We start from the raw sequence: 18,624 nt of genomic DNA, 5'->3' as shown, positions 1-18,624 counted from the left end.
GGGGGGGGGGGGGGGGGGGGGGGGGGGGGGGGGGGGGGGGCCGGGGGGGGGGGGGGCCCCGGGGGGGGGGGGGGCGGGCCCCCCCCGCCGCCCGGGGGGGGGGGGGGCCCCCCCCCCCGCCGGCCCTCGCGTCACATCCCTTGTGCCCCATCCCTCGTGTCACATCCAGGCGAACGGCGAGCCCGCCGCGTAGGAGAGCGCGCGGGTGGCCTCGTCGAGGCTCTGCTCCGTGGTCGGCGCCGTACCGGGCGCCGTCGGGGCCGGTGCGGTCGGCGTCCCGGCGGTGCTCGGGGCCGGGCCCGCCGGGACGCCGGCCGCGCGCGAGCTGGTGACCGTCACGTAGTGCCCGACCTCCTCGATCCGCGGCTCGCCGCCGGTCCTGGCGCCGGGGGCCTGGGCGGGCGCGGTGGTGGTGTCGGCGAGGATGAAGGCGACGGCGCCGGGCTTGGCCCGCAGGGCGTCGGCGGCCCGGGCGGCGGACGGCTGGTCGGGGAAGCGCAGCATGGTGACGCTGCTGAGCACCGGGCGGTCCTGACCGGTGAAGCTGACGGTCAGGTAGCCCTGGCAGCCGGTGTCCTTCAGCGGGTCCTGGGCGCGGTCCTGGAGCACCTCACCGCAGTTCTCGCCCTGCCGGACGCCGTTGCGGCGAGCCTTGTAGGAGCCGACCTCGACCGCCCGCTGGGCGGGGAAGAGGTTGTCGACGTTGAGGGCCTCGGGGTCGGTGCGCGGCGGCGGTGCGCCCACCACCCGGGGCGTCGCGGACGCGTCCTTGCTGGACGGGCCGAGCCCGGGTATGTAGTCGCCCGGCGTCGGCCGGGTGATGATCCACCCTCCGCCCGCGACCACCCCGACCACGACGATCCAGCCGGTCGCCCGACGGGCCGTCAACCGGCGGCCCCGCCGCCTGCGGTCCGTCCCCGCGCCGGTGTCGGCGCCCCCGCCGACCCGCTGCCCTGCCCGGTCGTCCCGGCCTTCTCCCGGAGTCGTCGTGCGCTCCCCCTGCGTGGTCATGGCGCAGATTCTAAGCACCCCCGGGGTGGCGTGGATCACGGGGGCGGGGGTTGCTGACCCCCGCCCGCCGACCCTGCCCGCTACCCGCCGGTAACCGGAGCTCCGGGTCCGCGTCAAGCTCGTGACCAGCGGCGCAGCCGTGACCTTCGACACTGTGGCAATCGGCACATCCTCACACCGATCTTCTGGCGGGTTTGCTCTGGCGCCGCTCGATCGCCACCAGGCAGGATCGCCCCATGGATCTGCTCGATACCCTCACCGCCAAGGGCCTGCGCGGCGAAGTCCCGACCCGCGAGGAGGCCCTGGCCGTCCTCGCCACCACCGACGACGAGCTGCTCGACGTGGTCGCCGCGGCCGGCAGGGTGCGCCGCCGCTGGTTCGGCCGCCGGGTCAAGCTCAACTACCTGGTGAACCTGAAGAGCGGGCTCTGCCCGGAGGACTGCTCGTACTGCTCCCAGCGGCTCGGGTCCAAGGCCGAGATCCTCAAGTACACCTGGCTCAAGCCGGACCAGGCCGCCGAGGCCGCCCGCGCGGGGGTGGCCGGCGGCGCCAAGCGGGTCTGCCTGGTCGCCAGCGGCCGCGGCCCGACGGACCGTGACATCGACCGGGTCACCGACACCATGGCCGCCATCAAGGACGCCGACCCCGAGGTCGAGATCTGCGTCTGCCTCGGCCTGCTCTCCGACAACCAGGCGGAGCGGCTCAAGGCGGCCGGCGCCGACGCCTACAACCACAACCTCAACACCTCCGAGGGCACCTACGGCGACATCGCCACCACCCACACCTACGCGGACCGGGTGGACACCGTGCAGAAGGCGCACGGCGCCGGCCTGTCCGCCTGCTCCGGCCTGATCGCCGGCATGGGCGAGAGCGACGAGGACCTGGTCGACGTCGTCTTCGCGCTGCGCGAGCTCGGCTCGGACTCCGTCCCGGTCAACTTCCTGATCCCCTTCGAGGGCACCCCGCTCGCCAAGGAGTGGAACCTCACCCCGCAGCGCTGCCTGCGCATCCTGGCGATGGTCCGCTTCGTCAACCCGGACACCGAGGTGCGGATCGCCGGCGGGCGCGAGGTGCACCTGCGCTCGCTGCAGCCGCTGGGCCTGCACATCGCCAACTCCATCTTCCTGGGCGACTACCTGACCAGCGAGGGCCAGGCCGGTCAGGCCGACCTCGACATGATCAGGGACGCCGGCTTCGAGGTCGAGGGCGCCGGCGAGGCCACCCTGCCCCGGCACCGGGCGGACGTCGCCGCGGCCGGCGCCGCCGGCGGCTGCGGCACCGCGGCCTCGGCCTGCGGCAGCGGCGGCGGCTGCGGGCCGTGCGGCGGGCACGACCACGCCTCCTCCTCGCCCGTCCCCCCGGTCGACGCGAGCCCGGTCGAAGCGGCCCCGCGCGAAGGGGCCCCGGAGGACGAGCTCCGCAGCGACCTGGTGAAGGTCCGCCGCCGCGGCGCCGGCACCGAACTCGCGCCCAACGCCTGACACCCACGGGAGAACCGCCCACCATGCCCCAGCCGTCCACCGACACGCTGCTCGCCCTCGACCGCGCCCACGTCTGGCACCCGTACGGGCCGATGCCCGGGACCGCCGACCCGTACGTCGTCGAATCCGCCTCCGGGGTGCGGCTGCGCCTGGCCGAACCGGTCGCGGGCGGGCGGCGCGAGCTGGTCGACGGGATGTCGTCCTGGTGGGCGGCGATCCACGGCTACCGGCACCCGGTGCTGGACGAGGCCGTGCGCGAGCAGCTGGGGCGGATGAGCCACGTGATGTTCGGCGGGCTGACCCACGAGCCCGCCGTGTCCCTGGCGGCCCGGCTGGTGGAGATCACCCCGGAGCCGCTGCGGCACGTCTTCCTCGCCGACTCGGGCTCGGTGGCCGTCGAGGTCGCGCTGAAGATGTGCCTCCAGTACTGGCAGTCCACCGGGCGGCCGGCCAAGCGCCGGCTGCTCACCTGGCGCGGCGGCTACCACGGGGACACCTTCCACCCGATGTCGGTCTGCGACCCGGACGGCGGGATGCACCATCTGTGGGGCGGGGTGCTGCCCGGCCAGCTGTTCGCCCCGGAGCCCCCGGCCGGCTTCGACGCCCCGCTCGACCCGGGGTACGCGGCCGCGTTCGAGGAGCTGATGGCCCGCAACGCCGACGAGTTGGCCGCCGTCGTCGTCGAGCCGGTGGTCCAGGGCGCCGGCGGGATGCGCTTCCACTCCCCCGCCTACCTGCGGATGCTGCGCGAGCTGTGCGACCGGTACGGCGTGCTGCTGGTCTTCGACGAGATCGCCACCGGCTTCGGGCGCAGCGGCGCGCTGTTCGCCGCCGACCACGCGGGCGTCTCGCCGGACGTCATGTGCCTGGGCAAGGCGCTGACCGGCGGCTACCTGACGCTGGCCGCCACGCTGTGCACGGGCGAGGTCGCGGACGGGATCAGCCGCGGCGAGGTGCCGGTGCTCGCGCACGGGCCGACGTTCATGGGCAACCCGCTGGCCTGCGCGGTGGCCAACGCCTCGCTGGACCTGCTGCTCGGGCAGGACTGGTCGGTGGAGGTGAAGCGGATCGAGGCGGGGCTGGCCGAGGGCCTCGCGGCGGCGGCGGACGTCCCCGGCGTGCGCGACGTACGGGTCCGCGGGGCCGTCGGCGTCGTGCAGTTGGACCACCCGGTGGACGTCCGGGCGGCGACCGAGGCGGCCGCGCGGGAGGGCGTCTGGCTGCGGCCGTTCCGGGACCTGGTCTACACGATGCCCCCCTATGTGACGGAGGACGAGGACGTGGCACGGATCGCTGCCGCCGTGACCGCCGCGGCGGTGAAGGGATGAGCGCGCGCATCCTGTTCGTGACGGGCACCAACACGGACGTCGGCAAGACCGTCGCCACGGCGGCGGTGGCCTCGGTGGCGCTGCGCTCCGGGCTGAAGGTCGCGGTGCTCAAGCCGGGGCAGACCGGGGTCGGCGCCGACGAGCCCGGCGACGCGGCGGAAGTCCGCCGCCTGGCCGGTGAGCTGACGGTCCGTGAGCTGGTGCGCTACCCCGAACCGCTGGCACCCGACACCGCCGCCCGACGGGCCGCGATGCCCCGCCTGTCCCCCGCCGCGGTGGTGTCCGAGGTCGCCGACCTGGCCGCCAGCCACGACCTGGTCCTGGTCGAGGGCGCCGGCGGACTGCTGGTCCGCTACGACGACGAGGGCCGCACGCTCGCCGACCAGGCCCGGGCCGTGCTCGACGCCGGGCTCCCGGCCGAGGTGCTCCTCGTGGCCTCCGCCGGCCTCGGCACCCTCAACATCGTCTCGCTGACCGCCGAGGCCCTCGCCGCCCGCGCGCTGCCCCTGGCCGGGGTGCTCGTCGGCTCCTGGCCCGCCGCCCCGGGCCTCGCCGAGCGCTGCAACCTGGCCGACCTCCCCCGCTGCGCCGGCGCCCCCCTGCTCGGCGCCCTGCCCGAGCGGGCGGGCGGGGCGGAGGACTTCGCCGCCCTCGCCCGGGCGGCGCTCTCCCCCGAACTCGGCGGCACCTGGAACGCCGAGCACTTCGCGCGGGTCCACCGGCCGGAATCGGCGCCGCTTCGCTCGATGGAGTGATCCCGGCTTCCGGCCCTGTCGGAAGCCGGGGCGGCTCAATACCGTTCCTTCCATGACAGACGGGCTCACCCCTGACGAGGCCCTGCGGGCCTTGGCCGCCCTGGAGGCGGCCTGGAAGGACGACGACGAGGCGCTGCTCGCGCTCGCGGCGGGCGGCGCCGGCGAACGGCCGCTGCCGGCACTGGTCGCCGCGTACGGCGAGCACGCCATGGACACCCTGATGGCCCTCGCCTTCGGGTTGCGCGCCACCATGAGCGACGAGGAGATCGCCGAGATCTCCGACGCCGTCAGCTCCAACATCGGCGCCCGGATGAGTGCCCTGCTCACCCAGACCCTCAAGGCCTGGGGCACCCTCGCACCGGCGGAGGACCTCTCCGTCACCAAGATCATCGCCCATACCGTGATCGACGCCATGCGCGCCGTCACGGAGGACCCGAGCAGGACCGAAGTGCTGCCGCTGCTGGCCACCTTCCGCAGCTACGCCCTCAACGGCACCTGAGGAAACCGGCTTTCGGCGTGGCACCCGCCCGGTGAGGTCGGCACGGTGGGACGCCACCGCACCGGGCGCGCGCGTGCGCGGGACGTCGGACCGGCCGACTTCCCGCGCTGTCGCCCCGCTGCCTGCACAGTGCCGCAGTCGGGCAGGGAGTCGGTGTTCTCGGCGATGTCGAGGTCCCGGACGTACCCGGCGCCGTCGGCCCACCGGACGCCGTTGCGGCCTGGGCGCTCGATGCCCAGGACCAGGCGTCTGCCGCTGTCGTCGGTGACCCGGCAGATGCCGGCCACGTCGCCGCCGGCCCAGGCAGTGCGGCGCAGGCCCGGTGGGCGGCGGTCCTGCGGTGGGCCGCGACGGTGGCGGCCCGCACGTCCGCCGCCGGTGGACGTGCGGGCACCCGCCGGCCCGGCCGTCAGGCCGTGGGCCCGCTCGGCCCCGGCGAACGGGTCCGTTCCCGCACGGCAGGCGGTGATCAGGCCGCGGTGGGCCAGGTCGCGGGCCTGGTCCACGGGCTGGCTCCGAGGGCCGGCTGTGCCGGGGCACTCGCCGTGGACGTCCTGGTGGAACTCCAGCACGGTGCTCAGGTCGGGAACGCCCGCCGGATGGGCGACGGCCGCATCGACCCCTCGGCGCCAGGAAGCCCGTGGCCGGGTCCACGAACTCCGCTCGCCCTGCGGCCCGGAGGACGAAACCACCCGAGCGGATCAGCGGCACGACGAGCACCGACCCGTCGGGCGCGCCGGTTGATCACCGGCCTGGAGGACCGGTGGTCCTCGAAGCGGGCGAGTTCGGTGATCCGCAGGCCCGGTCGATCGGATCTGCAGCCTGGCCGCGGCCGGCACGGGGCACCCGACGGGACCGCGGGTCGGTACGCAGCGGGCCCCGGCGGGCGGCGGGCACCCCTCAGCGGGCCTCGGCGACGAGGAAGCGGCCGGAGCGCCAGTGGAGCCGGGCGGGGCCGCCGGTGGGCCAGTCGTGGTTCAGGTGGCGGCGGCCGCGGCCGAGGGCGCCGAGGTCGTGGGGGCGCAGGGCGCCGCTCCGCAGGCCGGTGGCCTCGGCGGCGGTCAGCGGCAGGATGGTCACGTACTGGGCGTCGTCCCCGCCCATCCAGTCCACGACCTCGGTGAAGATCCACACGAACTGCTGCGAACAGTCCCGGCAGCGCCGGAGGTTGACGGAGAAGTGCGAGCCGTCCACCACCTCCGCCTCGTGCTCGAAGCCGTCCCGCTGCCGCCCCCACACGGCCCGCTCGTCCTCGCCGTAGCACTTCGCGCAGCCGAACTCCGCCATCGGCCTTCCCATCGGTCGACTCCCTGCTCCCGCGACGTCCCGGTCGCGGCCCATGATGCCCGCACGGCCCCGGTGGCCGGCCGGACTGTCACCCGACCGGGCAACAATTCACGGTCCGTTCCCGCGCTGTTGGCACCTCAGGGAGGAAGGCCGCACGGCCGGTTGACGTCCCGGGCCGGGGCGACGGGCCGCCCGCGCCGGCCGGCGGCGCCTGCGCGCCAGCGTTCGGCAAACCGAACGACCGGCCCGGTCCGCGGCGCCCCGGCTCAGTGCCCGTCCACCGGGCCGGCGAGGTGCGGCCGCTGCTCGGCGCGGTACTGCAGCAGGAGCACCGAGCGGACCGGCTCACCGCTCACCGCGGTGTAGCTGTGCGGCAGCGAGGCGTCGAAGCCGACGTAGTCGCCCGGCCCGAGCTCGATCTCGTGCCGCCCCGCCCGCACCCGCAGCCGCCCGGCCTGCACCACGGTGTGCTCGGTGCCGCCGTGGCCGCCCGAGAGCTGGGTGCCGTCGGTGCGGACCACCTGGTCGTAGACCTCGAACACGGCGTCCCCCGACTCGATCCGGCGCAGCGGGCGCAGGTCCACGCCCCGGCCGCTGAGCACCTCGGCCTCGGCGGCGCGCACCACCGTGACCTCGCCCGCCGGCCGGGCCTCGACCAGGTCGGAGATCGGCACGCCGAGCACCCGGGAGAGCCCGAGCACCGTCTCCAGGGTGGGATTGCCGGCCCCCGACTCCAGCTGGGAGAGCGTCGCCTTGCCGACCCCGGCCCGTCGGGACAGCTCGGACAGCGACAGTCCGCGCTGGGCCCGCACCCGCTTCAGGTTGGCGGCGAGGACACCCCGGACGGATTCCTCGGCATCGTTCACGCTCGACCTCTTCTCTCGCGGCTTCGTTCGATATACCGTACGGGACGCATGCCGACGGACGGGGCAGCGTAGCGAGACACCGCGCACCCACCACCCCCACCAGGAGAACGTAGTGACCGAGCCCGCCGAGACCATCACGTACCGAAAGAACGGCCTGACCCGCGGCGTCACGGACGAGCTCGCCGAGAGCATGAAGCAGGGCTGGGCCGACACCGAGCGCACCGCCCTGGAGCCGGTCCCGCAGGCCGCGCACACCGCCCGCCGCCGCGCGCGGCTGTCCGCCGCCTTCCCCGGTGAGCTGCTGGTCGTCCCGTCCGGCAACCCCAAGGTGCGGGCCAACGACACCGACTACCCGTTCCGCCCGTCCTCCGACTACGCCTACCTGACCGGCGACCGGTCCCAGGACGCCGTCCTGGTGCTCGTCCCGACCGGCGAGAGCGGCCACGAGGCGGTGCTCTACCTGCGCGACCGCTCCCGCACCGACAACGGCGAGTTCTGGCTGGACACCCACGGCGAGCTGTGGGACGGCCGCCGCAACAGCCTGACCGAGAGCGAGCGGCTGTTCGGCCTGCCCTGCCGCGACGTGCGCACCGTCCGCGCGGACCTGCGCGCCGCCACCGGCCCGGCCCGCGTGCTGCGCCGCCACGACGCGGGCGTGGAGGCGGCCCTCGCGGAGCGGACGGACCCCGGGCGGGACGAGGAGTTCGAGGTCTTCCTGTCCGGGATGCGCCTGGTCAAGGACGAGTTCGAGATCGAGGAGCTGCGCTTCGCCTGCGCCGCCACCGCCCGCGGCTTCGAGGACGTGGTGCGCGTCCTCGGCAGCGACTCGGCGACCGCCGAGCGGCTGATCGAGGGCACCTTCTTCGTCCGCGCCCGGATCGAGGGCAACGACGTGGGCTACAGCACGATCGCGGCGGCCGGCCCGCACGCCACCACCCTGCACTGGGTGCGCAACGACGGCCACGCCCGCCCCGGCGACCTGCTGCTGCTCGACGCGGGCGTGGAGACCAACCACCTCTACACCGCCGACGTCACCCGCACCCTGCCGGTCAGCGGCCGGTTCACCGAGCTCCAGCGCAGGGTCTACGACGCCGTGTACGCGGCCCAGGAGGCCGGCATCGCCGCGGTGCGCCCGGGCGGGCGGTTCCGCGACTTCCACCGCGCCGCCCAGCGCGAGCTCGCCGAACACCTCACCTCCTGGGGCCTGTTCGGCGACCTGAGCGCGGACAAGGTGTACGAGCTGGGCCTGCACCGCCGCTTCACCCTGGCCGGCACCGGGCACATGCTGGGCATCGACGTCCACGACTGCGCCCACTCGCGCACCGAGGAGCACGTGGACGGCCCGCTGGAGCCGGGCATGGTGCTCACCGTCGAGCCGGGCATCTACTTCCAGGAGAACGACCTGACGGTGCCGGCGGAGTACCGGGGCATCGGGGTGCGGATCGAGGACGACATCCTGGTCACCGAGGACGGCAACGAGAACCTCTCCGCCGCCCTCCCGCGCCGCTCCGACGAGGTCGAGGCCTGGCTGGCCCGCCTGCGCGGCTGAGCGCGGCCGAACGCGACGGAGCGCGAGGGAGCACCGCGGAGCGGCACCGGTGCGCGGGCGGCACCCCGGTGCCGCCCGCGCACCGGAAGCGGCCGCCAGCGCTCGGCGGCCGTCCGGACGGCGACCGGCCCGGCGCTCAGGCCCGCGCTCGGGCCGCCAGCGGCTTGACCCAGCGGCTCCACCGCGGCTCGGGCCGGTAGCCGGCCGCCTGCCAGGTGCGGTGGCCGAGGGCGTTGTCGTCCAGCACCATGGCGTCGGCGCGCCGCCCGCCGAGCGCGGCGAAGCGCTGCTCGGCGGCGGCCAGCAGCGCGGCGCCGATGCCCCGGCGGCGGTGCCCGGGGTCGACGGCGAGGCGGTAGAGGTGGCACCGCCAGCCGTCCCAGCCGGCGATCACCGTCCCGAGGAGGGCCGCCGGGTCCTCGGCCGGGGTGGCGACGATCAGGCAGTCCGGATCCCTGGCGAGCAGCGCGGCCAGCCCCGCCTCGTCGTCCGTGATGCTGGTGCCCTTGGCGGCGCGGGCCCAGAGGGCGAGCAGGGCGGGGATCTCGTCGGGGCGGGCGGCGCGCAGGGCGATCTGGTCGGTCATACCGGCCTGTCTAGCAGGCCGTCCGGCACGGCCGTGCGGATTTCCACCCCGTGGACGGTCAGCCCAGCCGCCACACCGTGGTGGTCTTGACCGCGGTGTCCTCCAGGTCCGCGACCACCGGCACCCGGTACGCCGCCACCGCGGTGAACCGCTCCCGGGGCAGGTAGGCGCGCCCCGGGTCGCCGACGATCACGGTGGCCCCGCGCGCCGCGGCCCGTTCCAGGAAGGGCAGGAAGCGGGCGGCCATGGCCCGTTCGTAGAAGACGTCGCCCGCGAGCACCACCTCGGCGGGCCCGCCGTCGCCGTCCACCAGGTCCACCAGCGCGCCGTCCACCCGCACCCCGTTGGCCTCGGCGTTCAGCCCGATCGCGGCCACCGCGTAGGCGTCGATCTCGGCGGCGCGCACCTGCCTCGCCCCGCGCAGCGCGGCGGCCACCCCGACCAGCCCGGAGCCGGCCGCGACGTCCAACACCGTGCGCCCGTCGACGAGTTCGGGGTGGTCCAGCACGTAGCGGGCGACCGCCACCCCGCCCGCCCAGGCGAAGGCCCAGAACGGCGGCGGCAGACCGTCCTCTCCCCGTGCCCGCTCGGTGGTCTCCCACAGGGCGATGGCGTCCTCGGCCATGTGCAGGCTGATCTCGGGTACGAAAGGGACGGGCTTCAGCTCGGTCTCCCGCCGGATGAAGGCAAGATCGGCGCCCGGCTGGAGAGTTGGCAGCTCGTTCGGCATGCACCGCAGCATAGGGCCCGCACGGGGGTGCCCACGTCCGCCGGGCGGCCCCTCATCCTCGCTCGTCCACCACCCGCCTGATCTTCCCGACCGAGCGCTCCAGCGCGTACGGGTCCACCACCTCGGCCGCGACCGTGATCCCGACGCCGTCCTTCACCGCACGGACGATCCGCGCGCACGCCGACTCCCGCTGCTCCGCCGAGGCCTCCGGGCGGGCCTCGACCCGGACGGTCATCTCGTCCAGCCGCCCCTGCCGGCGGATCCGCAGCTGGAAGTGGGGCGCGACGCCCGGGGTGCGCAGCAGGATCTCCTCGATCTGGGTGGGGAAGACGTTCACCCCCCGCAGGATGATCATGTCGTCGCTGCGCCCGGTGACCTTCTCCATCCGCCGGAAGGCCGGCCGCGCCGTGCCGGGCAGCAGTCGGCTGAGGTCGCGGGTGCGGTAGCGGACGATCGGCAGCGCCTCCTTGGTGAGCGAGGTGAAGACCAGTTCGCCGCGCTCGCCCTCGGGCAGCACCCCGTCGGCCCCCAGCCGGTCGGACAGCGGGTCGACGACCTCCGGGTAGAAGTGGTCCTCCCAGATGTGCAGTCCGTCCTTGGTCTCCACGCACTCCTGGGCGATGCCCGGGCCGACCACCTCGGACAGGCCGTAGATGTCGACGGCGTGCAGGTCGAGCCGCTCCTCGATCTCGCGGCGCATCTCCTCCGTCCAGGGCTCGGCGCCGAAGATGCCGACCTTGAGCGAGGTGGTGCGCGGGTCGACGCCCTGCTTCTCGAACTCGTCCAGCAGGGTCAGCAGGTAGGACGGGGTGACCATGATGATCTCGGGCTCGAAGTCGAGGATCAGCCGCACCTGGCGGGCCGTCATGCCGCCGGAGGCCGGGATGACGGTGCAGCCGGCCCGCTCGGCGCCGTAGTGCGCGCCCAGGCCGCCGGTGAACAGGCCGTAGCCGTAGGCGATGTGCACCTTGTGGCCGGGCCGGCCGCCAGCCGCGCGGATCGAGCGGGCGACCACGTCGGCCCACATGGAGAGGTCGCCGTCGGTGTAGCCGACGACGGTCGGCAGCCCGGTGGTGCCGCTGGAGGCGTGGATCCGGCGGATCCGCTCCATCGGGACGGCGAACATGCCGAAGGGGTAGCCCTCGCGCAGGTCGGCCTTGGTGGTGAAGGGGAAGCGGGCGAGGTCCGCCAGGGTGCGGCAGTCCTCGGGGCGGACGCCGGCGGCGTCGAACTTGCGGCGGTAGAGCTCGACGTGGTCGTACGCGTGCCGCAGGGTGGCCCGCAGCCGGGTGAGCTGGTGGGCGCGCAGTTCCTCCGGCGCCATCCGCTCCCCGGCGTCCAGCAGTTCCGGCGGGAGCGGCTCCCCGAGGTGTCGGCGCGGGGCGGGTGCGGTGCCGGTCATCGTCGCTCCTTCGCTGCTCTGGGCCGTGCGGGGCACCCTTCGACCACCTACCGATCGTTCGGTCAGGCCCCCTCTCGGGCTCCATTGATCCAGTACCCGAACCATCTGTCAAGGGATCGCACCGGCCTTCCGGAATGCGATGTTCCGCCCGGTTCGTGGTGACTTCGGCCCGACGGCTTGGCTATGCGATATGAAAATCATTACAGAATTTTGACTCGCTGCCGGGCTCCCCCGGCGCACCCCCGTGGTTCAGTAGTGCGGTTTCCGCCCCGCACCCCGGAGTGATCACCGTGCCCACGACTCCCGCCCTGGTCAGCGCGCTGCGCGAACTCGGCGACCGACCCGCCGTCGTCGCCGACGGGCGCGCGATCAGCGGCATCGGCCTGCTGCTCGGCGTCTCCCCGCCGGGCGGCCTGCCCCGGGCCCTCGCCCGCCGCGTGGCCGAGCACGCCGCGCTGCCACCGGCCGCCGCCCGGGCCGCCGAGCAGCGGCTGCGCTACTGGGCCGGCGTCCTCGGCCCGCCGCCGATCCGGCACACCGTGCTGCACCCGGTCACCGACCTCGCCGTCGACCTCGCCCTCGCCACCCTGCTGGCCGGCGGCACCGTCCACTGCGCCGACCCCGAGCTGCGCCCCGAGCAGCAGCTCGAAACCGTCGCCGCCGCGCGGGCCACCCACCTCAGCCTGCCCTCCGCCCTGCTCTGGCGGCTCAGCCGGCAGCCCGGCCTCGACGCCCACGACCTCGGCGAGCTGCGCCTGGTCCTGCACGTCGGCCCGGAGCCCCGGCAGGAGGACGTCTACGCCGCCGTCGACGCGCTCGGCGCCGTGCTCGCCCACGTCCGCGCCCCGTTCAGCAACGCCGAGGCGGCCGACCGCCGGCTGCGCACCGACGCCGCGGCCGCCACCGCCGCGGCCTGGAAGCACAGCATCGGGGTCACCGCCGAACAGGTCGGCGACTTCGGCGCCCAGCTCGACCGCGCCGTGCTCGCCGCCCTGCTGCACACCCTCCAGCAGGGCGGCGTGCTCACCGACCCGGCACGCGGCTACCCCGAGGCCGAGGTCCTCGCCGCGGCCCTGGTCACCCCCGCCCAGCGCCCCCGGGTCGCCCGCTGGCTGGACGCGCTCGCCCGGCACGGCCTGATCACCCGCCAGGACGGCGGGGCCCAGGGCCCGGTGTTCCGCGGCGGTCCGGGGCCCGGCGCCGCCGAGGTCCGGGAGGCCTGGCGCCCGGCCGTCGAGACCTGGGCGGACGGGCTCGGCCCCGCCGCCGCCCTGGACCGGGTCCGGCGCGGCGCCCTGCGGCTGCCCCGGCTGGTCACCGGCCAGGAGGCCCCCCGGCCGGCCGCCGCGCCCGTCCGCTGGGCCGCCGCCCGCGGGTACCTCGGCGCCGCCCTCGGCGCGCTGGTGCGCGGCAGCGCCGAGGCCCACGAGGGGCCCGGACCGCTGCGCGTCCTCGAACTCGACCCCGAGGGCGGCGAACCGGCCGTCGCCCGCGCCCTGGCGGCCCGGCCCCGGCCGCACACCGAGCACCACGGCGCCCCCGACGGCGGGCGGTACGACGTCGTGGTGGCCGGCGCCGGACGGCCCCTCCGGGACGTCCCGGAGCTGGTCCGGCTGCTCTCCCCCGGCGGCCGGCTGCTGCTGCTCGCACCCACCGCCGAACAGCTCGACCTGCTGATCACCGGCGACGCCGACGGCGGCGACGCCCACCCGGCCGAGCACTGGCGGGCGGCGCTCACCGCCGCGGGCTGCCCCACGGTGCTGACCCTGCCGGAGGACGGGCACCCGATGGCGCTGCTGGGGCACCGGCTGTTCGCGGCGCGGGTGGACTGACGGCCGGAGGGCCCGGGGGCTGCCGCCCGGCCACCCGCTCCCACCCGGCCCCTACCCGCCCGTCGTGGCCCGGCGGTGAAGCCCGGGTCACGCACCGCCACCCGATGCGTACCATTTCGATACCGAAGCCTGGATGAGCTGCAAGGATCCTCGCCGCCCGGGTCCGTCCCCGGGTAGGCTCCGCTTGTCCTCCGGCCCTCGCGCAGGCGGCCCCCTGCCGCCGTGCCGCGTTCTCCGGGGGCGCACCCCCCGCGGGCCATTCGGTGGGCACCGCGCACTCGACACCGCGCGCCAGGGCAGTCGCGCGAACGGCGAAGGGCATCGCATTGGCGGATCGGCTCACCGGAGGAGACTCCTCGCTGCTGCGGCGGATCAACGCGGCGGTCACTCTTCGGGCGCTGCGGGACGGCCACTCCGTGACCCTCACCCAGCTCGTCGGCGAGACCGGGCTCTCCCGCCCGACGGTCGAGGGCGTGATCGAGGGGCTGGTCGAGACCGGACTGGTGGCCGAGGTCGAGCAGCCGAGGGAGGACGGCCAGCCGGCCTCCGGCCGCCGCGGCCGCCCGGCCCGCTGGTTCCGCTTCCGCGCCGAGGCCGGGCACATCCTCGGCATCGAGATCGGCGTGCACGACATCCGGGTCATCCTGGCCGACCTCACCGGCGAGGTGGTGGGCAGTCACTTCAAGCCGGTGGACGAGGCCCTGGACGCCGAGGACCGGCTCGCCGCCGTCCGCACCGCCGTCGCCGAGGTGCTGCGCAAGGCCGGCATCTCCCGGGACAACCTGTGGGCCGTCGGCATCGGCACCCCCGGCATCGTGGACCGCGAGGGCACCGTCCGGCTGGGCACCGCGATGCCCGGCTGGACCGGCCTCGACCTCGGCGCCAAGCTGCGGCGCTCGTTCCGCTGCCCCGTCCTGATCGAGAACGACGCCAACCTGGCCGCCATCGCCGAGCACTGGCAGGGGGCGGCGGTCGGCGCCGACGACGTCGTCTTCGTGATGGCCGGCCTCAGCCCGGGGGCCGGCTCGCTCATCGGCGGGCGGCTTCACCGCGGCTTCGGCGGGGCGGCCGGCGAGATCGGCGCCCTGCACCTGCTCGGCCAGGAGGTCACCCCCGAGCGCCTGCTGTCCACCACCGGAAAGCCCCTCAACCCGCTGGACGAGGCCGCCGTGGCGCGGGTGCTGCGGCTGGCCCGGGAGGGCGACGAGGTCGCCAAGGTCGCCATGGACCGCTTCCTCACCCGCCTCGTCCAGGGCGTCGCCGCGCTCGTCCTCGCCATCGACCCGCAGCTGGTGGTGATCGGCGGCTGGGCGGCCGGCCTCGACGGCGTCCTGGACCCGCTGCGCGAGCGCCTCGGCCAGCTCACCCTGCGCGCCCCCGAGGTCGCCCTGGCGGCCCTCGGCTCGGAGGTGGTCGCGATGGGCGCCCTGCGCGTCGCCCTCGACCACGTCGAGGAGCAGCTCTTCGCGGTGGACCCGCCCCGGGCCTGACCGGAGCGGCGGGCCTCACCCCGACCCCGGACACCGGATCCCGGACCCCGGGTGAGGCCCGTCGCTCACCGTCTCACCGCACCGCCCCGACGTCCCGACGTCCCGACGGCAAAGGCCCGGACGCCGGTCGGCGTCCGGGCCTCGGCCTGAGGGTTTCCGGAAATGGTCCAGGGGCGGTGCGTCAGGAGGCCGTACGGACCTCGGCCGTCGCGGCGACGGGGGTGACCTCGACGAGGCCGGCCTCGCCGAAGGTCAGCTTGCAGGTGTCCGCGCGGTAGGTGGCGACCGCCAGGGCCACCAGCCGGCCGGCCGAGGCGTACTGGGTGGTCATCACCAGGACCGGCGCGCCCGGCGGGCGCTCCAGCAGGGCGGCCTGCTCGGCCTCGGCGACGCCCAGCTCGACCGAGCGGGACTCGCCGTCCACCTCCAGGCGCTCCAGCTGGCGCAGCACCGAACGGGCGCGGTCGCTCTCGGCACGGAAGCCCGGCAGGTGCGGCAGGGCGGCGGCCGGGACGTGCAGCGACTCGGTGGCCACCGCGCGGCCCTCCACCAGACGGACCCGCCGCACGGTGTGCACGGTGGCCCCCTCGGCGACGCCGAGGCCCTTCGCCAGCTGTGCGGAGGCGGGGGCGGTGGTGCAGTCGAGCGTCCGCCAGGACTGGCTGCGGGCGGCGCCGGGCCAGCCCTCCTCCTGCCGGTTGACCGGGACGCCGACCCGCGGGGCGGCGATCAGGGTGCCGATCCCCCGGCGGCGCACCAGGCGGCCCTCCAGCTCCAGCTGGTCGAGGGCCTGCCGCAGGGTGGCCCGGGCGACACCGAAGCGGGCCGAGAGCTCGCGCTCGTTGGGGAGCACCTGACCGGTGGAGAACTCCGAGTCGATGGCCCGCAGCAGCACCGTGCGCAGGTGCCAGTACTTCGGCTCCGGCACCGCAGAAAGCTGTCCTGTCGTCCCCACCGCGTCCTCCACCTGATGTCGTCCGCCCTGTGACAAGGAGGGCGGAACCCCGGCCCACTGCCCGCGTCGCGGCTGGTGGGAGAGCGGGCCTTTATCCGTCCTTCTTTATTAAAGGTCCTTGCAGTAAGTGACCCTAGGCGCTCCGTCCGGAGATGGTCAAGACCAATGGCAGAGCCTGACGGGACTGTCGCACATCTTCATGCCGCGTTCACGACAGGTTCGGTCAGCCGCTGTCACCGTCCGGCGGCGGCGCCCCGCCCCGCGCGTCACGGTCCGGGCCCCCGAGCGCCAGTCGGTAGGCTGCTCGGGTGATCGTGGTGACGAGTGTGAACGTGAACGGAATCCGGGCGGCGGCCAGGAAGGGCTTCGTCGAGTGGCTGGCCGCCACCGAGGCGGACGTGGTCTGCCTCCAGGAGGTGCGCTCCGAACCCGCCCAACTGCCCGTCGAGCTGCGTGAGCTGGAGGGCTGGCACGCGCTCTGGGCCCCCGCCGCCGCCAAGGGCCGGGCCGGCGTCGCGATCCTCTCCCGGGTACGGCCGCAGCGCACGGCGATCGGCTTCGGCTCCGAGGAGTTCGACGGGTCGGGCCGGTACGTCGAGATCGACCTGCCCGGCCTGACCGTCGCCAGCCTCTACCTCCCCTCCGGCGAGGTCGGCACCGAGCGCCAGGACGAGAAGGAACGCTTCATGGCGGAGTTCCTCGTCCACCTCACCGCCCTGCGCGCCCGCGCCGCCGCCGACGGCCGCGAGGTCGTGGTCTGCGGCGACTGGAACATCGCCCACCGCCCCGAGGACCTCAAGAACTGGAAGGCCAACCAGAAGTCCGCCGGCTTCCTCCCCGAGGAGCGCGCCTGGCTCTCCCGCGTCTACGACGAGGCCGGCTACGTCGACGTCGTCCGCGCCCTCCACCCCGACCGCACCGGCCCCTACTCCTGGTGGTCCTACCGCGGCCGCGCCTTCGACAACGACTCCGGCTGGCGAATCGACGCACATGTTACAACGCCTGGCATCGCTGGCAAGGCGGTCGAGGCCTACGTCGAGCGAGCGGCCTCCCACGCCGAGCGGTGGAGCGACCACGCCCCGGTGACCGTGGTCTACGACCACGACTTCTAACACCGCCTGCCCGGAAGGAAGTCCTTCATTCCTTCAATCCCTCCCCATCCCGGACGCTAGCCTCCGCCCATGACCGACCCGACCAGCACGACCTACCCTGATTCGGCAAGCAACACCTCCGAGCAGTGCCCGCGGTGCCGGAGAAGGCCCCTGGGTGCCTTCCCTGGCCTGTCCCGGGTCACCGAGGAAGACATCCTCATCTGCTCCCCCTGCTGTAGGGACGAGGTGATCCGTCTGGTGAACGGCGTACCTGTGACGAAGTGGCCGGTGAACAGTGACTTGGAGGCGGAGGATCTGGCTCTTCCCGAGGGCTACGAGCTGATCACTCCCGGAGCCACGCCCGAGTAGCAAGAGGCCTCTCCACCAGGTCCCGCTAGACGGCGAAACGCCCCGGAGCCGATAGCTCCGGGGCGTTTCGTTCATGCAGCCGACGTCAGAGGCCGAGCCGCTTACGGATGGCGTCCATGCCATCAGCCATAGCGATGAACTCCTCGATCGTGTGCCGGACGCCGAGAAGATCGGGGTTCTGGCTGTCACCCTGGTAGACCCCAGCCAACTCACCGGATGAGTTCAGGATTGGCGCAAAGGTGGCGCAGCCGCTGTTCTCAACGCTGAGCGGGGACTTGAAACGCTCCTCAACGGGAGGGGTGACGCTGTACAGATCGGCCTTGTTCATGATCGCATTTCTTTCTTGGCAGTCTCGATGAGCTCGCCCGACTGCTCCGGGCTCAAAGCCCTGGCAGCGAAGAAGTCGAAGCGCTGGCGCCAGTCTCGCACTTCCTTCGGCTCCTCAAGGAACTCAGCACCGGTAGCAGTGTCAACCACGACAATCCCGGAGTCGTTCTTGACCGGGAAGTCAAGGATCGTGGTGACAGACATAGCCACATAGGTCCCGGCCGAGAACGGCACAACTCGCACCGTGATGTTCTGCCATCGTGCAAGGTCTTGGATGTGGCTGAGCTGCGCAGCCATCACATCAGGCCCACCCATCTGAGTGCGGATGGCCGCCTCCGAGAGGAGAAGGTCCACAACCACGGGACGGGGCTCACGACTCAGAACATGCTGGCGCTTTTGTCGCACCTCGTGGAAGTGCCGGGTCACCGCCTCGCCGTGCACCTGGCGGAAGTGCTCATCGATCGCCCACATGTAGTCGGGCGTCTGAAACGGGCCGGGGACGATCCCAGCCATGAGCGCCATTCTCGACGCGGTGTCTTCGAACTCGATCAGTCGGAGCAGGGACCTCGGAAGGCTTTTGTATGTGCGCCACCATGCTTCAGCGTCACGCTTGGCCTCTCGGATCTGGGCAAGGACATCAAGCCGCGTGGTGGTGTCAACCCCGTACAGGTCGAACAACACCCGCAGCTCTTCGTCAGTGGGTAGCTGCGCCCCGCGCTCCATGAGCGACACAACGTCTTGCGACTTCCCGAGCTTCTTACCGACGGCTCCCTGAGTGAGGCGTGGCTGAACGGCCTTGCGCAGGTCCTGCAAGCGCCGGCCGATGGCCAGCATCGCGCGGGTCACCGCTGGTCTGGTGATGGTGGCCACAGTGCTCCTTCCGGTACCTGGTCGGTGTACAGGATGAGCGTATCGGCTCCTCAAAGTCCCAGTTAACCCCTGTGAGTGAAGGCTCCTGACGTCTCTTCACGCGGACCTTGCGCTCATGGGGTGTCGTACGACACCCTGAGGACTGCACCACACCGCTACGAGCCACTTGCGGAGTGTAGTGCGTCCGCGATGACGC

The 18,624-nt window shown here is 74.1% G+C and carries 18 protein-coding genes; 9 read left to right on the top strand and 9 right to left on the bottom strand.

Going from position 1 to position 18,624, the window contains the following annotated elements; translation table 11 throughout:
* Positions 1-159: 159 nt before the first annotated feature.
* Positions 160-1,011: a hypothetical protein gene (locus ACH5AR_RS04540; protein ID WP_396299891.1), complete on the bottom strand. Its 852-nt coding sequence runs from the start codon at positions 1,009-1,011 to the stop codon at positions 160-162.
* Between the two features lie 236 nt (positions 1,012-1,247).
* On the opposite strand from ACH5AR_RS04540, the gene bioB reads away from it, so the two are divergent.
* Genes bioB through ACH5AR_RS04520 form a run of 4 tightly spaced genes read left to right on the top strand, consistent with a single transcriptional unit; the run spans position 1,248 to position 5,074 of the window.
* Positions 1,248-2,492 (top strand): biotin synthase BioB, encoded by a 1,245-nt coding sequence (gene bioB / locus ACH5AR_RS04535; RefSeq protein WP_396299890.1) that lies wholly within the window; start codon positions 1,248-1,250, stop codon positions 2,490-2,492.
* A 23-nt stretch (positions 2,493-2,515) separates the two neighbouring features.
* A complete protein-coding gene (locus tag ACH5AR_RS04530; protein ID WP_396299889.1) occupies positions 2,516-3,820 on the top strand; it encodes an adenosylmethionine--8-amino-7-oxononanoate transaminase in 1,305 nt (434 codons plus the stop codon).
* Positions 3,817-4,575, top strand: coding sequence for a dethiobiotin synthase (bioD, locus tag ACH5AR_RS04525; protein ID WP_396299888.1), 759 nt, complete (start codon positions 3,817-3,819; stop codon positions 4,573-4,575). The genes ACH5AR_RS04530 and bioD overlap by 4 nt, the downstream gene beginning before the upstream one ends.
* A gap of 52 nt (positions 4,576-4,627) precedes the next feature.
* The gene (locus ACH5AR_RS04520) at positions 4,628-5,074 is read left to right on the top strand and encodes a hypothetical protein (protein WP_396299887.1); all 447 of its coding nucleotides are present in this window, start codon (positions 4,628-4,630) and stop codon (positions 5,072-5,074) included.
* 900 nt (positions 5,075-5,974) lie between these two features.
* Here ACH5AR_RS04520 and ACH5AR_RS04515 read toward each other — a convergent pair.
* Both ACH5AR_RS04515 and ACH5AR_RS04510 read right to left on the bottom strand, forming a co-directional pair.
* Positions 5,975-6,373 carry a hypothetical protein gene (locus ACH5AR_RS04515; RefSeq protein ID WP_396299886.1) on the bottom strand — a complete coding sequence of 133 codons (399 nt, stop codon included), beginning with the start codon at positions 6,371-6,373 and terminating at the stop codon, positions 5,975-5,977.
* A gap of 254 nt (positions 6,374-6,627) precedes the next feature.
* Positions 6,628-7,227, bottom strand: coding sequence for a helix-turn-helix domain-containing protein (locus tag ACH5AR_RS04510; protein WP_396299885.1), 600 nt, complete (start codon positions 7,225-7,227; stop codon positions 6,628-6,630).
* A gap of 112 nt (positions 7,228-7,339) precedes the next feature.
* On the opposite strand from ACH5AR_RS04510, the gene ACH5AR_RS04505 reads away from it, so the two are divergent.
* Positions 7,340-8,776: an aminopeptidase P family protein gene (locus tag ACH5AR_RS04505; protein WP_396299884.1), complete on the top strand. Its 1,437-nt coding sequence runs from the start codon at positions 7,340-7,342 to the stop codon at positions 8,774-8,776.
* A 136-nt stretch (positions 8,777-8,912) separates the two neighbouring features.
* Here ACH5AR_RS04505 and ACH5AR_RS04500 read toward each other — a convergent pair whose 3' ends face one another.
* The 3 genes from ACH5AR_RS04500 to paaK are packed head-to-tail and all read right to left on the bottom strand — an operon-like array spanning position 8,913 to position 11,494.
* Positions 8,913-9,362, bottom strand: coding sequence for a GNAT family N-acetyltransferase (locus ACH5AR_RS04500; RefSeq protein WP_396299883.1), 450 nt, complete (start codon positions 9,360-9,362; stop codon positions 8,913-8,915).
* A gap of 58 nt (positions 9,363-9,420) precedes the next feature.
* Positions 9,421-10,092 (bottom strand): class I SAM-dependent methyltransferase, encoded by a 672-nt coding sequence (locus ACH5AR_RS04495; RefSeq protein ID WP_396299882.1) that lies wholly within the window; start codon positions 10,090-10,092, stop codon positions 9,421-9,423.
* 52 nt (positions 10,093-10,144) lie between these two features.
* Positions 10,145-11,494, bottom strand: a complete 1,350-nt coding sequence (gene paaK / locus ACH5AR_RS04490; RefSeq protein WP_396299881.1) for a phenylacetate--CoA ligase PaaK — start codon at positions 11,492-11,494, stop codon at positions 10,145-10,147.
* 290 nt (positions 11,495-11,784) lie between these two features.
* Between paaK and ACH5AR_RS04485 the strand changes: the two genes are divergently transcribed.
* Complete coding sequence (locus ACH5AR_RS04485) at positions 11,785-13,326, top strand: hypothetical protein (RefSeq protein WP_396299880.1); 1,542 nt, start codon at positions 11,785-11,787, stop codon at positions 13,324-13,326.
* 326 nt (positions 13,327-13,652) lie between these two features.
* Positions 13,653-14,816, top strand: coding sequence for an ROK family protein (locus ACH5AR_RS04480; RefSeq protein WP_396299879.1), 1,164 nt, complete (start codon positions 13,653-13,655; stop codon positions 14,814-14,816).
* Positions 14,817-14,997: 181 nt separating this feature from the next.
* Here the strand turns inward: ACH5AR_RS04480 and ACH5AR_RS04475 are convergent, their stop codons facing one another.
* A complete protein-coding gene (locus tag ACH5AR_RS04475; protein ID WP_396299878.1) occupies positions 14,998-15,771 on the bottom strand; it encodes a GntR family transcriptional regulator in 774 nt (257 codons plus the stop codon).
* Between the two features lie 308 nt (positions 15,772-16,079).
* Here ACH5AR_RS04475 and ACH5AR_RS04470 point away from each other — a divergent pair, with 308 nt between their 5' ends.
* Positions 16,080-16,883: an exodeoxyribonuclease III gene (locus ACH5AR_RS04470; protein WP_396299877.1), complete on the top strand. Its 804-nt coding sequence runs from the start codon at positions 16,080-16,082 to the stop codon at positions 16,881-16,883.
* 69 nt (positions 16,884-16,952) lie between these two features.
* Positions 16,953-17,231 (top strand): hypothetical protein, encoded by a 279-nt coding sequence (locus ACH5AR_RS04465; RefSeq protein ID WP_396299876.1) that lies wholly within the window; start codon positions 16,953-16,955, stop codon positions 17,229-17,231.
* An 85-nt stretch (positions 17,232-17,316) separates the two neighbouring features.
* Here the strand turns inward: ACH5AR_RS04465 and ACH5AR_RS04460 are convergent, their stop codons facing one another.
* Positions 17,317-17,559 (bottom strand): hypothetical protein, encoded by a 243-nt coding sequence (locus ACH5AR_RS04460; RefSeq protein ID WP_396299875.1) that lies wholly within the window; start codon positions 17,557-17,559, stop codon positions 17,317-17,319.
* Positions 17,556-18,428, bottom strand: coding sequence for a helix-turn-helix domain-containing protein (locus tag ACH5AR_RS04455; RefSeq protein WP_396299874.1), 873 nt, complete (start codon positions 18,426-18,428; stop codon positions 17,556-17,558). Before ACH5AR_RS04455 ends, ACH5AR_RS04460 begins: the two co-directional genes overlap by 4 nt.
* Between the last annotated feature and the right edge of the window lie 196 nt (positions 18,429-18,624).

It is taken from the genome of Kitasatospora sp. NPDC018619, assembly GCF_044391605.1.
GTDB lineage: Bacteria > Actinomycetota > Actinomycetes > Streptomycetales > Streptomycetaceae > Kitasatospora.
Note: the sequence above shows the minus strand (reverse complement) of the source record. Positions and strands in the feature narration are given on the sequence as shown.

What these genes read in the sequence shown, in the direction of transcription:
- ACH5AR_RS04540 (WP_396299891.1), bottom strand. Translation starts at nt 1,011, where the DNA reads ATGACCACGCAGGGGGAGCGCACGACGACTCCGGGAGAAGGCCGGGAC.
- bioB (WP_396299890.1), top strand. Translation starts at nt 1,248, where the DNA reads ATGGATCTGCTCGATACCCTCACCGCCAAGGGCCTGCGCGGCGAAGTC.
- ACH5AR_RS04530 (WP_396299889.1), top strand. Translation starts at nt 2,516, where the DNA reads ATGCCCCAGCCGTCCACCGACACGCTGCTCGCCCTCGACCGCGCCCAC.
- bioD (WP_396299888.1), top strand. Translation starts at nt 3,817, where the DNA reads ATGAGCGCGCGCATCCTGTTCGTGACGGGCACCAACACGGACGTCGGC.
- ACH5AR_RS04520 (WP_396299887.1), top strand. Translation starts at nt 4,628, where the DNA reads ATGACAGACGGGCTCACCCCTGACGAGGCCCTGCGGGCCTTGGCCGCC.
- ACH5AR_RS04515 (WP_396299886.1), bottom strand. Translation starts at nt 6,373, where the DNA reads ATGGGAAGGCCGATGGCGGAGTTCGGCTGCGCGAAGTGCTACGGCGAG.
- ACH5AR_RS04500 (WP_396299883.1), bottom strand. Translation starts at nt 9,362, where the DNA reads ATGACCGACCAGATCGCCCTGCGCGCCGCCCGCCCCGACGAGATCCCC.
- ACH5AR_RS04495 (WP_396299882.1), bottom strand. Translation starts at nt 10,092, where the DNA reads ATGCCGAACGAGCTGCCAACTCTCCAGCCGGGCGCCGATCTTGCCTTC.
- paaK (WP_396299881.1), bottom strand. Translation starts at nt 11,494, where the DNA reads ATGACCGGCACCGCACCCGCCCCGCGCCGACACCTCGGGGAGCCGCTC.
- ACH5AR_RS04465 (WP_396299876.1), top strand. Translation starts at nt 16,953, where the DNA reads ATGACCGACCCGACCAGCACGACCTACCCTGATTCGGCAAGCAACACC.
- ACH5AR_RS04460 (WP_396299875.1), bottom strand. Translation starts at nt 17,559, where the DNA reads ATGAACAAGGCCGATCTGTACAGCGTCACCCCTCCCGTTGAGGAGCGT.